The organism is Leptospiraceae bacterium, from assembly GCA_024233835.1.
Taxonomy (GTDB): domain Bacteria; phylum Spirochaetota; class Leptospiria; order Leptospirales; family Leptospiraceae; genus JACKPC01.
Genome location: JACKPC010000001.1, coordinates 993,889 through 1,006,632, shown reverse-complemented (window position 1 = coordinate 1,006,632; position 12,744 = coordinate 993,889). Strand labels below are relative to the sequence as shown.

Genomic DNA, 12,744 nt, shown 5'->3' with positions numbered 1-12,744 from the left:
ATGATTTTTAATTTATAAAGGAAGAATATATGGAGGAAGGAAATAACTATCTTTTCAAAATCTTATCAGATACCTTTCAGGAACCCATCTTAGCTATAAAACAGGAATATGATCTGAATGATTTTCTTGTTTATAAAGATGAAATATTTATCCAAAATCTTTTTCGAGGAATTTTACAGAGAGAAGCATCCGAAGAAGAATATAGTGAATATTTACAGCTTTTACAATCCGGAAGAAGTGAAAAAATTCAAATAATGGGAAAGCTGAGGTATTCGAAAGAAGGAAAAGAAAAAAATATAAAAGTAAAAGGGCTTAAAGGGAAATATATCTTTTATCTTATATTTCAAATTCCTATTCTGGGTTATTTTTTAAATTTAGTCCGACTTATTTTAAAACTACCTAAACTCTTTCCTTATATTGAATCCCTGCACACAGTTTCTCAAAAACGCTCCTACAGTTTTTCCGAAGCCTTACTGAAAGAATTAGAGCCGGAACAAAAAGAAATGAAACAGACTCTGGAGAAAATAAAACAACAGCAATCTGGACTTGAAAGTAGTTTTTCCCGTATCGCCAATCAAGAGAATTTAAATATAACAAAAACATTAAATATCTTTAAAAAAGAAGCAGAGCACATTCTGGATGCGTTTTATCTGGATTTTGAAAATAAGTTTCGAGGAGAAAAAGAAAGAATCAAGAACCGTCTGGGTGTATACCTACCCTATATCAGGAAATTACAAGTAGATTTTTCTGAAAATTTAAAAGCCCTGGATCTGGGATGTGGAAGAGGAGAATGGCTGGAACTATTAAAAGAAGAATCCATTCAGATTAAGGGACTGGATCTAAATCGCTCAGTCATAAGCGAACTGCAAGAATTTGGGTATGATGTAATAGAGGAAGATGTAATACAATACATTAATAGTTTGGAAAGTGCTTCTCTTCATATTCTAACAGCTTTTCACCTTGTAGAACACTTACCCTTCCCTGTGCTTATGACACTTGTAAACGAAGCCTATAGAGTACTAAAACCCGGAGGGATTCTTATCTTAGAAACTCCTAATCCGGAAAATATACTGGTAGGTTCTCAGTATTTCTATATAGATCCCACTCACAGAAACCCTATTCCACCTGCTGCTTTGCAGTTTATTGTGCAATATAAGGGTTTTGCTTCGCTTGAAGTTAAGCGACTACCCAATGATTTCAAAGTAGAATATAATATGACTACAGATGAAAGCTTAAATTCTATAATAAAACATTTCACTGCCAGTATGGATTATTCGATTATTGCTTACAAATAGGCCCTGGTAAATAAAAAAGCCCGGCTTGTAACCGGGCTTCTCGTTTCTATAATATAGCTTGAAAGCTCTTAATTGCTTGCGAGTTCTCCATTGTAATGAAGAGCAAGTTTTTGATAATCTGCGGCTTCCTGCTCTAAAGCTTCAGCTTTTTTCAGATACTCTTTCTCTTTAATATCCTGCAATCTTGCTTTTCCACCAAAGTGCATTTTAGCCAGTGCTCTGAAACGTTCAGCCTCAGCCTTTTTTTCTTTGGACAGCAAGTTCATATACTTACTAACAGACTCTTTTTGTGCCGGAGTAGAAGCTCCCTCTACCAGGGCTTTCATTAGAAGTTTGTTTTCCTGTGCCGGAGTGATAGCAAAAACGGAAGAAGTTAATCCGAACACCAGGGCGATAGTAAGTAATTTGATTGTAGTTTTCATGTTTATAATCTCCTCTATTTGCTTTTTAGACAAGTACCCTGCTATTTTTGTTTGCATACTCTTTATAAAAAACGATTTTTTTTTATAACTTAAAGTAAAAATAAGAAGCAAATATATTTCTCTTTAAGCAAACTGTATAGGCTCTTTATATGTTCTGGTTAATACTGCAAGTCTATTTTTATTCCTCCTTTGTATGACTGAGAAGTAAATTTACAAGTACGGGCATAAAATCTTCCGGCAGATCATGTCCGAGTCCATCAATTAAATGCAGTCTTGCATTAGAAATGTAACGGGCAAGGTTTTGGGCACAGGAATAATGAATTAGAGGATCCTCTTTTCCGTGTACTATCATCGTCGGAACTTTTAAACTCGGATAATAGTTTCGTAAAGAACCGGTAGATAGAATGGCGTGTAACTGCCGATTTAAACCCTCCGGTTTATAGCTTCGAAAATAACCTTTCTCGATTATTGTCAGTAATTCCTCATCGCTTTTTTGTCTAAAACCAGGGCTTCGGATAGCTTTAATTAATAATAGCCTTCTTCGTTTAACGGATTCCAGGTCATGCCCGCTGATTCCACTTCCTAAAAATTTCCAGAGTGTATCTATAGAAGGAATCGGATTGTCAGTCGAATTATCAGAAGTGGCAAGCAGGGTGAGAGTTTTGACTCTATCGGGGTATTTCGAACTGAGAATTTGGGAAATCATTCCCCCCATAGAGATTCCGAGCAGATGAACCTTTTTCAACTCGAAATGATCCAGTAAGCCTATCGTGTCTTCTACCATATCTGTAAGAGAGTAAGCGTGTTGCATCGCAAATTGAAAGCGATACTGCAAAAGGCTTAAAAGAATATTATCCTGCTTCTTGTAGGGAATTTCCTCTGAAAGCCCTACATCCCGGTTGTCAAAAAGTAACACCGGATAGGAATGCTTCTGCAAAAGTTCTAATAGGTTTTCGGGCCAGCTTGTCATCTGAAACCCGAGACCCATTACAAGAACAATAGGGGTTTTGTCTCCATCAGGTAAATAACGTACATGGAGATGAATCCCATTGCTTTTTACTTTTCCTTCAAACTCGTCCATCTTTTACTTCTTAGGCTTTACGAAAATTCGAATTTCCTCATAGTCTATACTTTCTAATACCAAACTTAGCTTTTCACCGAGATAAAAAGTCTTGGTATATTTCTTCGATTGAAAGGAAAATTCATTCGGAAGCAAAAGCTCTTCTTCATCTGTAAAATGCTGGTGACGAATGACTCCTTCTACATTCAATTCTTCTAATTCAACAAAAACCGAATGAGGACGTATGCCGGTTATCGTTCCTATAAAATCAGTTTTACCCGTAGTTTCTACATAACGACAGGCTTTTAACTTCACCATATCGCGTTCGGCATCCGCTGCTGCACGTTCTTCTTCCGAGCAGTGATAACCCATAGAGGTAATTTCTTCTTTCGTGTAAGGCAGGGTATCCTCGTTCAGGAGTGCATCCAATGCCCTGTGGCAAACAAGATCCGGGTATCGACGAATCGGGGAAGTAAAGTGGCAATAATCCTTGAAGCCGAGTCCCCAGTGACCTTCATCGCTACCATCGTAGTAGGCCTGCATGAAGCTTCTTAAAAGAAAGTAATTAAAAAGTTTTTCAGCCGGATGTCCCTGTACAACTTCGAGGGCTTTTTTCAGGTCAGAGTAATCGGTTCCCCGTATCCAGTGCTTGATGCCATACATACGCAAGAAGGAGTTCAGGGTTTCGAGCTTGTCATCTTCCATAGGTTCATGAATTCGGAAGAGAGAAGGAACTTTATTCTTCCTGAGCTTTTCGGCAACTTTGATATTCGCAGAGAGCATTAGTTCCTCGATAAGCATGTGGCTTTGCAAGCGTTCCTGTGCCTTGATTTCCACCACGTTTCCCTCTTCGTCAATTACAGGTCGAACTTCGCTGAGGTTTAAATCGATTCTACCGCTCTTTTGTCTCTTTTGTTTTAGAGCCATAGCCAGACGGTTTACCTTACAGATCCAGTTTCCTTCTTCATTCTTTTGAATTTCTTCTTCCGCCATATCATAGGTATAGCGTTGATTTACTTTAATAATACTTTTATAAAACTTGGCGAAGTGAATCTCCCCTTCGTAAGTACCTACCATTTCTACTGTAAAAGCAAGGCGATTGGTTTCGGCTACCAGGCTACAGAGATTTTCAGAAAGTTCCGGGGGTAGCATCGGAACTACCCGGTTTGCCAGGTAAACCGAAGTTGCCCTTCTGTAGGCTTCTTCGTCGAGGGGGGAACCCTGCTTTACATAATAGGAAACATCAGCAATGTGGACATAAAATCGAATTGTATGCTCTTCTTCCACGAGACTAATGGCATCATCAAAGTCCTTAGCAGTAGCACCATCGATAGTTATGGCATGCAGATCCCGCAAATCTACCCTTGACTGCCAGTCGGAAACCGTAGATTCATTGACTTCTTCCGGTAAATTTTTCATAAGCCCATCCGGATAAACAGGGTTATAATTATATTTCATCAGGATACGATCCAGGTCTTTGTCGAGGTGCGTATCATCTTCAAAACGGATGAAAGATACATCAAAAATGAGGTGTTCATGAAGTTGTTCGTCTTTCATTTTAACAACGACAACATCTCCTATCTTCATCTGATCGAGTATATCTTTTAAAATACTTTTCTTAGGAATAATTCCTTCTTTATGATCTCCGGCTAAGTCTAAGAACTGACCGAGAATATATTTTCCTTCGAGAGAGCTTATCTTCATCCGGTAGAGCTCTCTTCCCCTGCGGGTAATGTCAATAACCTCTCCCTCAAGTCGAAACTTCTTTCCTATATCGGTAGGAAAAATATTCACTATATCACCTTTGATAGCAGACTCCGTTTTGGGTGCCGGAACAAATACTTCATGCCCGGAATTTAAACGAACAAAGCCATCCCCCCGGTTACTGATGGAGATTTTACCTTCTAATTTAAAGGGTTTCTTTATTTTGAATTCTTTTTTGTGAACTTCAATGAGTCTCTCTGCTTCTAATAAAGAAAGAAAGAAATACAGTTTTTCTTCTCTCTCCTGCATTTTCTCTCGATCTCTTCCTTTTACTTTTTTCTTCTTTTTATGCCCGCCTTTGGCATAAGGATCGGAGTATACAAACTCTTCTATCAGTTCATTGCGGGTAACTTCTTTTCCTGCCCTTGCGTGCAGGTATTCATAGATTCTTTCTACGAGTCTGAGTTTTCTTTTATATCCAGCCATATATGGTTTTCCTTTTATTGTTCTGCATAGCTCGCTCTCATGTAAGCGGGGTGCAGGTTTTTATATGTATCTTTTACTACATCTATGTAAAAAATTTCTTCGGCACACATTGTTGCCAGTAAATCCGGAGAAGGTAAATCTTCCCGAATATTTTTTGTCGCTATATTTTTAAGGTTTACATCGGAATAAACAGAATAAGTATAAAATTTTTCTTTATAAGATATTTCTAATTCTTTCGGTGGAATATCCATACTTCCATAAAAACCATCTTCATCATAATAAGCCGCGTATACTTTTTTCTGTTTTGCATCGAGAACTACAAAGGAAGGGTTTTTAGTTTTGTAATAATAATAAGAAGAATAAACTTTCAAACTATCTACTCCTTTCACGGGAATTTCCCAGAGCTGGGCCAAATTTCTCGCTGTTGAAACAGCAATGCGAATCCCGGTAAATGAACCCGGGCCTATTCCGCAAAGAATGGCGTCCGGCTTTTGAATGGAACTTTCCTCCAGGGCGATTTGGATATCTTTCACCAGTCGAAAAGAGGATTCCCTTGGATGCAAGCCCTTATAAGAATATAGAGTTTGAACGGAAGTCTCCTTATGCTCATAAACAGAGATAAGTATCCAATCATAACTTGTATCAATAAATAAGTATTTCATTATATTCTATTAACTATATATTTATTATAGAGTCTTCTTTTGCAAAAAATGCAGAATCGAACGAACCGAAGCCATTGACCCGTCTTCATAGCCACAAAAATCCATGATTTCTATCTCTCTACCCATTCGGATATATTCATTCACTTCAGAATAAACCACTCCCCCGGATTCTTTGCAGAGGGCGAATACAATTTCAGAGGTAGAACGATGAGCATAGGGGCCTTCCGAAACTTTTTTAATCAGGCTTCTGTCGTCTATACCTTCATAGATTTTCCAGGCTTCACAGTCTCTCGAATAATACCTCGTTCCGCTTCGCTTCAGGCAATGGCTGCTTATCGTGATAAGGCTTTGGGGGAAACGAATCATCGAATGCCGAACCTCAGAATCGTAGAATTTATAGGATTCAAAAAAGGCTTTTTCCGAAGTTGTAAACGGGTAAGAAAAAAGCAGGGAAGCAGCGAAATATAGAATAAGAGCGAATAAAGACCATAGGAGTTTCATAAGCTAAGCATTTCCTTTCCTGTTTTTAAGTCTATCATAATTGTATTTATTCTACTTTGTCAAGCGAGGTTTCAAATAGCAAATTTTAAAAATATGGTGTATTCTGTAATTTTTCTGTAGGATAGAAATTACAAATATATACCCTTTTTCACCTTTCCTGCGGTGATGTTATTTTTCTTGACGGTAATTTAAGTTCATTCAATTCTTAACTATGCAGTATTATTTGCATAAAAATTCTATTCCTCAAGTCAAACATGCCAAAACAAAACAATAATTTCGCAGGAACCGGTGGAGGTAAATCATGGAAAATAAAGCTCATAAAATATCAAATTCATTTACGGACTTCCTGCAAAGTGATAAAAACAACAATATTTTCTACAAGATATTTAAGCATTCAGTTATCCCAATTATCATTCATGATCTTGACATGCATATTTTAGATATTAATGATAGTGCGTTGCATGAATTTGGCTATACAAAAGAGGAAATTTTAAAAAAGAGTATATTTGATTTACATGATGAATCTGAATTAGAACATTCTGCCAAAGTGCGAGATACTATGCAAAAAGTAGAGAAATTAAGTGTTGAAACAAGCTTCAAGAGAAAAGATGGAACCACATTTTATGCTATGGCCACTCCCTGTAAATATTTATTTGAAGACAAAGAGATAGTTCATGTAACTATTCAGAATATTACAGAACAAAAAAATACCTTAAATGAATTGAGAAAAAGCGAATCCTGGTTAAAACACATTCTGGAAATATTACCTGTGGGCGTTTGGATTACGGATAAGAATGGCGTAATTATTCACGGTAATGAAACCGGAAAGAATATTTGGGAAGGTGCTCTCTATGTTGGAATAGATGAATTTCACCAGTATAAAGCCTGGTGGTATAGCACGAAAGAATTAATAAAGCAGGAAGACTGGGCAGTAGCAAGAGCAATCAAATATGGAGAATCCTCTTTTAAGGAGGAAATAGAGATTGAATGCTTCGATGGATCTCATAAAATAATATTTAACTGGGCATTACCCATCTTTGATGAAAATAATCAGTTTGAAGGGGTCGTAGCACTAAATCAGGATATTACGGAAAGTAAAAAAGCTGAACGCTGACAGCTTAATCGCTGGTGGCTGGCCCGTTAATTGCCCCCTACTAATTCCTGAGCATACCTTTAATTCCAAACATCTAATCATCAAATTCCTAATCCCATTCTGTATCTATAATTTTCAAGCTGAGTTCTTCAAGAGCTCTTTCGAATAAAAGTATAGAGAGTTCTTCTCCCTCTTTTCTCCGATAGACTCCGTAAATCAATAAGCTATATTTGTCGGATTTAAGAATAGATATCTTTTGTTCTTTGCTTGCTTTTTTTAGTGTACAATCAAGATTGATGTCTATGCTTCCGGTCTTTGCGAGAAGAGGAAAATAACCCGTCGCAGGCCAGAACCCCGGTATAAAGGTTGGCAAAAACAATATATCACCTGAATCCTCATTCCACGGTTCCGGGTTATAATAACCTATCCTGATTCTTTCCGAACCACGAATATCAATTTGGATATAAATAGTATCTTCTGAATCAGACACATATTCTTTTTCTCTATAGATTTTAGAAAACTTTCCGGTATTTTGAATGTGAACAAGGATTGCGTCTACTAAGCTCTCTTTATAGGCTTCCAAATAAGGTTTCTGGTCAGGCAGGCCGCTCGGTTGTTGTAATCTTAATATCGGATCTTTGAGTATGGCAATTGGATCCGATGAGTTCTTAACTTCTATTTCTTTATATCCGATGCTTCTGTTTAGTAAACTTGCCCTGCAATTTATGATTAAAAATATTAGTAAAAGAAAATATTTCATATGCTGATTCCTATTAAGAACGCATAGTTCAACTTTATCGTTCCTGGTGGCCGGACCGCATATCTTAATTGTTCATGTAAGATCCAAAACCTTTCCGGGCTTATATATCCGGGATCCGGATAAGCCAGTTTTATGTTAGGATCAAATGCAGGCTTATGAAGACTTACCAATCCAAATTCAATTCCTACCGTTAATCCAAATGGAAGTAAAAACTTTCCACCAAGCCCTAATCCATAATAAAATGTGGGTAATAATTCTGCTGTCATACTTAAAACCGGGTAGCCATACTCCTCCGTTCCGAATATAGCCGGAGACACAAAAACCGTATTTAAGGATGAAAGTATAACTTTTGATTTTCGAGTTCTGCCGAGGTAAGCTGAAATATAATAGGGGTAGTTGTCCTGGATGAAAGGATAGAAATGTAGGAATGCATTTAGGTTCATATCAGGTACGCCCTGTGTTTTTCCATAATCTTGCTGGTATGTTTCGGCATATGTAATAATTCCCTTATCCATTGTGCCAAAATCATAAGTCCCCATATCCCAGCCCCCGTTGTAATGAAAGTTATAAGAAACTCCAAGAGAGAAAAAACTATTTAAGTTATATCCGAGGTTTACAGTTGTAAGCTTGAAACCATCCAGGCCGATCGTTAAAAAACTTTTATAAGTTTGCCTCTCTACTTCCTGTCCGTAAGGGCCTAACTCACTATGCGATAATTCTTTGTTTCCGATGACTTCTTTCGATAATAAAAAATTTGGCATGAATATTAAAACAATTATAAGAATCAATTTTTTCATAGGATTAAAACCTGTGATGGATTCCTATCGAGAAAACTGCTGGATGTTTCCGGATAGGAGCTTGGATATTTAGAGAGAAGTTGGTATCATCAGAAATATAGAATATATCATAAACGTTATAAACATAGACACAGGCAGCAATAAAGAGCCAGTTGTTTGCACTGTATTCCCAGCCCTTTTCTGCTTTTTCGGCTTTCTCTCCATAAACCCAAATAGCTCCATAAGAAGGATTGTTTTGGGTATAGGCATATAGAGAGATTCCTTTTAAAAATCTTGCTTTTCGAGATTCTTCCACAGAATAAATATATTTTTGTGCATTATATATGTTTAAAGTAAATAAAAACAATCCGGAGAATAGATACCCTTTCCTTTCGCTTCCCAGTAACCACTGCCCGCTACCCGGGAGAATTAAAGACAAATATTTTTTATGTGTTTTGTAGTCGTTTGATTTAAGATATTTATCACCGGGAGGTGTTCCTGTAAGTTTGGATACTATCTCTTTATTCTTGTAGGAGATTTTATGCTTATCACAAAAGGTCTTAATCTTCTGGTTTAAAATGTATAATTCCTTCCGGGTACAATTAGACTTCGAACATTCAAGCGAAAAATCATATAAAATGTTTTCTGATTCGGTATCAATGATATAAATATTTCTATAGTATTTATAACCGGATGCCCGGACTGTTCCCCAGATAAGATAATTTGCTCCTTTTTCTCCGGCTTCCCTGGACATCTTTTTTATGGACGGGAGCCTATCCGGGATATCCTCTAATGAAACATTATCTTTCTCTATTAAATCTAAGGATAAATTTTCTAAAATTTCTGAAGTTATCAGGGTATTGTTCAGGGCTGCTTTTTTAGAAACTCCCTGCAGGTTTATAAAGGGATAGACCATGAATTTAGACTTCTCTTTTGCTTCCGGACTTACAGTAAGTAGTAAGAATATTAGAAATGTAAAATATTTCATGCAATTTATAAAATAATCTTTGTAAGCTTTAAGGTTCAATCTTTTTTCAAATCTTAAAACCTTATTATCCTTTATCTCACTACCCAAAATCATCCCGTAAAGAATTAATTAGAATTTTTTGAAAAATTTAAAATTCTTCTTGAAGTGCTTTAAATCCCGAAAGGCAATGGTGCTATGAATTGGACAGAAGAGCAGGTGCTGGCACTTTCTCCCGATGCTTCCTCAACCAAAGCCGGAAAGGGACTGGCCAATGCCCGTAAGTGGGTAAGTTATGCGGTAAACGAGAAGGCTCTCTGGGGAGAATGCCAGGGTAGCGGGAAGAATCCCTATAGAACGAAGATTGACCTGCAAAATATTGCCTTTAGCTGTTCCTGTCCGAGTCGGAAGTTTCCCTGCAAGCATGGACTGGGGCTTTTTCTCTTATATGTAAATCAATCTTCTACGTTTAAAACTACCGAAGAGCCGGACTGGGTAAAAGAATGGCTGGATAAAAGACAGGCCAGTGAAGAAAAAAAGAAAGCTCCCAAAAAACCTGTAGATGAAAAAGCGAAAGCCAAACGCACAGAAGCCAAGGAGAAAAAAATCCAGGAAGGAATTCTTGAACTTCAGGACAGGTTGCAGGGGATGATTCGGGTGGGTCTTCTGGATACAGTTCAGGAGTCTCATTTCTGGGAAACAGCCCGCGCGAGAATGGTGGATTCTCAGGCTACGGGGCTTGCGGCTATGCTGCGTTCTCTCTCCGATATTAACTTTAATGACGATTCCTGGAAGTCTCTAACTTTAAAAAAGATATGTCGAATTTATCTTACTACGGAGGGTCATAAAAATATAAACTCCCAGGCTGAAGACCTTCAGGAAGAACTTCGTTCTCTTATAGGCTGGCCTCAAAATCAGGATGAGCTTAAATTACAAGAAGGAATCAAAGATACCTACCTTATCCTGAGTAAAAAAGTCGAACAGGAAGACAACCTGAGTGTTCAATCCAACTGGCTCTACGGCAAGAAGACAAAACGCTTTGCTCTTATTTTGAGCTTTGCCGTCGGAAGTCAGATTCACGATGTAAGCCTCATGCCCGGTCTTTCGATTGAAGCCGAATTGGTTTTCTTTCCCGGTGTCGCACAATACCGCGCCCTGGTAAAAACAAAAGGGAATAACACAGAACCTTTTTTAGCGGAGGGATTTAAAAATCTTGAAGAAGTGCAGGAAGCCTATTCAGATTTACTTTCCATAAACCCCTGGCTGGATAGAGTTCCTCTTATTCTTGAAAATGTGGCTCCTGTCTATGATAAGGGTAGCCTATACCTTAAGGATTCTGAAGGTCGATTTGTTTCTGTGGAGAAAGGTTTTCCTGCTGCCTGGGAACTTCTGGCCCTAAGCGGTGGCAGACCCCTGACTATGGCTCTCTTACGAAAAGAAGATGAGTTTTTGCCCCTGGGTGCCTGGCAAAATAAACATTATATAATATTCTAATAAATACTATGATAGAAGATTGGTTACAATTACAAAAAGTGTCTCTTTTCGGTACGGCCAAAGAGAGTCTCGATAAACTTTCCTTTAGTGATACTCTTTCCGGCTTCAGAGAGAATGTGAAAAGAAAAGCAAAAAATCCGGAAGAAGAGTTTTTCTTTCTCTGTGCTTTAAGCTTAAATTATATAAATGCAGGTAAGGAATTTCCAAAGATGTCAGAGATTCCCTATAAAGAAGCAGAACCGGAAACGAAAGCAATTATTTCAGCCGAAAAAACTTCTATCCTGCAAAAGATTCTCAGCCATGATTTTGCTGATGTTCTACAATTTTTCCTTTCTGCCTGTGTAAATACTAAAGAAATAATTCCACCCGAATTTGTTCCGAGACTTTTAGACTACGGAAAAAAGTTTATAGAACTGCGAAAGTACCTTCCGGATAGTACGGGTAAACGCGGAGAATGGCTCGTAAGTTTAAACCCGGACTGGGATTACCTGAGCCCGAAAACCGAAAAAGAAGCCTGGGAAGAAGGTAAAACTGCCGAAAGAGTAGAGCTTTTAAAAAATGTAAGGGAAAGAGATGCCGCTTTAAGCCGTGAGTATCTCCTCTCTACCTGGAAAGAAGAAAATGCAGCCAACAGAACTGCATTTTTACTCTGTATGCGTCAGGGTTTATCCCCGGATGATGAGAAAATGCTGGAATCCTTTTTATCTGACAAAAGCGATAGGGTGAGAAGCATTGCAGTTGATTTTTTAGTCCGCATCAAAGATTCCAAATTACGTTCAAAATTATCCGCCTATATTCCTTCCTGTATCAAGTTTAAGGGTTCCGGAAAACTCCTTTCTTCAGCTTCCCTGGAATTTATTATTCCAACAAAAACAGGAGAGATGTTTTCGGATCTGGGCATTAAATTGGATAAGGACATCAAAGGTCTGACTCCGGAAGAAGGAGAAGTCTTTAATTTTCTTTCTTTGCTTCCTCCTTCTGAACTCAGCTCAAACCTCGGTACAAATCCGGAAGAGTTTATCCGGCTTTTACAATCTTCTAAGAAGAATGCCAGATTCCTTCCTGCCATTTATGATTCTACTTCTCTGCATTCCGATAGAGACTGGGCAAAAGCTATTCTTGAAGAAAAATCCAAAAACAGCAAGTTTCCGGCTATGCAGGAAGATGTGGTGATTCGTCTTTTAGATTCTTTGCAGGACACAGATCTGGAATATTTCTTAGATAAAAAAATCTATGTTACGGGTCGTTACGGAATTAATATATTATATTATTTGAATAATTGCAGATTTCCCTGGTCCTATAATTTTACCCAGAAAGCCATGAATGAACTGGGTTCTCAGTATAAAAATTGGTACTACAATAAGAATGAAATTTATACCCTGAACCCTTACATTCACCCGGACTTTCTCGAAAAGGCCAATGAAATCGTAGCTAATAATGATTCTCTAAAAGAGGCTATCAGCAACATGCTTTTAGCAGTAGAGCTTAGAAAAAGAATTAAAGAAAGTTTCAATATATCATAAAATA

At 37.7% G+C, this 12,744-nt stretch carries 12 protein-coding genes; 4 read left to right on the top strand and 8 right to left on the bottom strand.

All coding sequences use genetic code 11. From position 1 onward, the window contains the following. The first annotated feature begins 29 nt into the window (after window positions 1-29). Entirely contained in the window at window positions 30-1,295 is a 1,266-nt protein-coding gene (locus H7A25_04650; protein MCP5499166.1) for a class I SAM-dependent methyltransferase, read from the top strand. Window positions 1,296-1,363: 68 nt separating this feature from the next. On the opposite strand, the gene H7A25_04645 is transcribed toward H7A25_04650, so the two are convergent. The 5 genes from H7A25_04645 to H7A25_04625 form a co-directional block, all read right to left on the bottom strand. After that, a complete protein-coding gene (locus H7A25_04645) occupies window positions 1,364-1,717 on the bottom strand; it encodes a hypothetical protein (protein ID MCP5499165.1) in 354 nt (117 codons plus the stop codon). Between the two features lie 178 nt (window positions 1,718-1,895). After that, complete coding sequence (locus H7A25_04640; GenBank protein ID MCP5499164.1) at window positions 1,896-2,798, bottom strand: alpha/beta hydrolase; 903 nt, start codon at window positions 2,796-2,798, stop codon at window positions 1,896-1,898. A gap of 3 nt (window positions 2,799-2,801) precedes the next feature. Next, complete coding sequence (locus tag H7A25_04635; protein ID MCP5499163.1) at window positions 2,802-4,967, bottom strand: VacB/RNase II family 3'-5' exoribonuclease; 2,166 nt, start codon at window positions 4,965-4,967, stop codon at window positions 2,802-2,804. Between the two features lie 14 nt (window positions 4,968-4,981). Continuing rightward, window positions 4,982-5,629, bottom strand: a complete 648-nt coding sequence (tsaB, locus tag H7A25_04630; GenBank protein MCP5499162.1) for a tRNA (adenosine(37)-N6)-threonylcarbamoyltransferase complex dimerization subunit type 1 TsaB — start codon at window positions 5,627-5,629, stop codon at window positions 4,982-4,984. 24 nt (window positions 5,630-5,653) lie between these two features. Next, the gene (locus tag H7A25_04625; GenBank protein ID MCP5499161.1) at window positions 5,654-6,130 is read right to left on the bottom strand and encodes a hypothetical protein; all 477 of its coding nucleotides are present in this window, start codon (window positions 6,128-6,130) and stop codon (window positions 5,654-5,656) included. 301 nt (window positions 6,131-6,431) lie between these two features. On the opposite strand from H7A25_04625, the gene H7A25_04620 reads away from it, so the two are divergent. Further along, window positions 6,432-7,244, top strand: coding sequence for a PAS domain S-box protein (locus tag H7A25_04620; protein MCP5499160.1), 813 nt, complete (start codon window positions 6,432-6,434; stop codon window positions 7,242-7,244). A gap of 88 nt (window positions 7,245-7,332) precedes the next feature. On the opposite strand, the gene H7A25_04615 is transcribed toward H7A25_04620, so the two are convergent. The 3 genes from H7A25_04615 to H7A25_04605 are packed head-to-tail and all read right to left on the bottom strand — an operon-like array spanning window position 7,333 to window position 9,747. Next, a complete protein-coding gene (locus H7A25_04615) occupies window positions 7,333-7,983 on the bottom strand; it encodes a hypothetical protein (GenBank protein MCP5499159.1) in 651 nt (216 codons plus the stop codon). Further along, complete coding sequence (locus tag H7A25_04610; GenBank protein MCP5499158.1) at window positions 7,980-8,780, bottom strand: hypothetical protein; 801 nt, start codon at window positions 8,778-8,780, stop codon at window positions 7,980-7,982. The genes H7A25_04615 and H7A25_04610 overlap by 4 nt, the downstream gene beginning before the upstream one ends. 4 nt (window positions 8,781-8,784) lie before the next feature. Continuing rightward, a complete protein-coding gene (locus H7A25_04605; GenBank protein MCP5499157.1) occupies window positions 8,785-9,747 on the bottom strand; it encodes a hypothetical protein in 963 nt (320 codons plus the stop codon). A gap of 174 nt (window positions 9,748-9,921) precedes the next feature. Here H7A25_04605 and H7A25_04600 point away from each other — a divergent pair, with 174 nt between their 5' ends. Together H7A25_04600 and H7A25_04595 are read left to right on the top strand one after the other, a co-directional pair. Beyond that, on the top strand, window positions 9,922-11,217 hold the full coding sequence (locus H7A25_04600) for an SWIM zinc finger family protein (protein ID MCP5499156.1): 1,296 nt from the start codon (window positions 9,922-9,924) through the stop codon (window positions 11,215-11,217). Between the two features lie 8 nt (window positions 11,218-11,225). Next, a complete protein-coding gene (locus tag H7A25_04595) occupies window positions 11,226-12,740 on the top strand; it encodes a hypothetical protein (protein ID MCP5499155.1) in 1,515 nt (504 codons plus the stop codon). Window positions 12,741-12,744 lie beyond the last annotated feature (4 nt).

Bases quoted from the DNA above. Each gene is read 5' to 3' on its own strand.
- H7A25_04650 (MCP5499166.1), top strand. From the start codon at position 30: ATGGAGGAAGGAAATAACTATCTTTTCAAAATCTTATCAGATACCTTT.
- H7A25_04645 (MCP5499165.1), bottom strand. From the start codon at position 1,717: ATGAAAACTACAATCAAATTACTTACTATCGCCCTGGTGTTCGGATTA.
- H7A25_04640 (MCP5499164.1), bottom strand. From the start codon at position 2,798: ATGGACGAGTTTGAAGGAAAAGTAAAAAGCAATGGGATTCATCTCCAT.
- H7A25_04635 (MCP5499163.1), bottom strand. From the start codon at position 4,967: ATGGCTGGATATAAAAGAAAACTCAGACTCGTAGAAAGAATCTATGAA.
- tsaB (MCP5499162.1), bottom strand. From the start codon at position 5,629: ATGAAATACTTATTTATTGATACAAGTTATGATTGGATACTTATCTCT.
- H7A25_04625 (MCP5499161.1), bottom strand. From the start codon at position 6,130: ATGAAACTCCTATGGTCTTTATTCGCTCTTATTCTATATTTCGCTGCT.
- H7A25_04620 (MCP5499160.1), top strand. From the start codon at position 6,432: ATGGAAAATAAAGCTCATAAAATATCAAATTCATTTACGGACTTCCTG.
- H7A25_04615 (MCP5499159.1), bottom strand. From the start codon at position 7,983: ATGAAATATTTTCTTTTACTAATATTTTTAATCATAAATTGCAGGGCA.
- H7A25_04610 (MCP5499158.1), bottom strand. From the start codon at position 8,780: ATGAAAAAATTGATTCTTATAATTGTTTTAATATTCATGCCAAATTTT.
- H7A25_04605 (MCP5499157.1), bottom strand. From the start codon at position 9,747: ATGAAATATTTTACATTTCTAATATTCTTACTACTTACTGTAAGTCCG.
- H7A25_04600 (MCP5499156.1), top strand. From the start codon at position 9,922: ATGAATTGGACAGAAGAGCAGGTGCTGGCACTTTCTCCCGATGCTTCC.
- H7A25_04595 (MCP5499155.1), top strand. From the start codon at position 11,226: ATGATAGAAGATTGGTTACAATTACAAAAAGTGTCTCTTTTCGGTACG.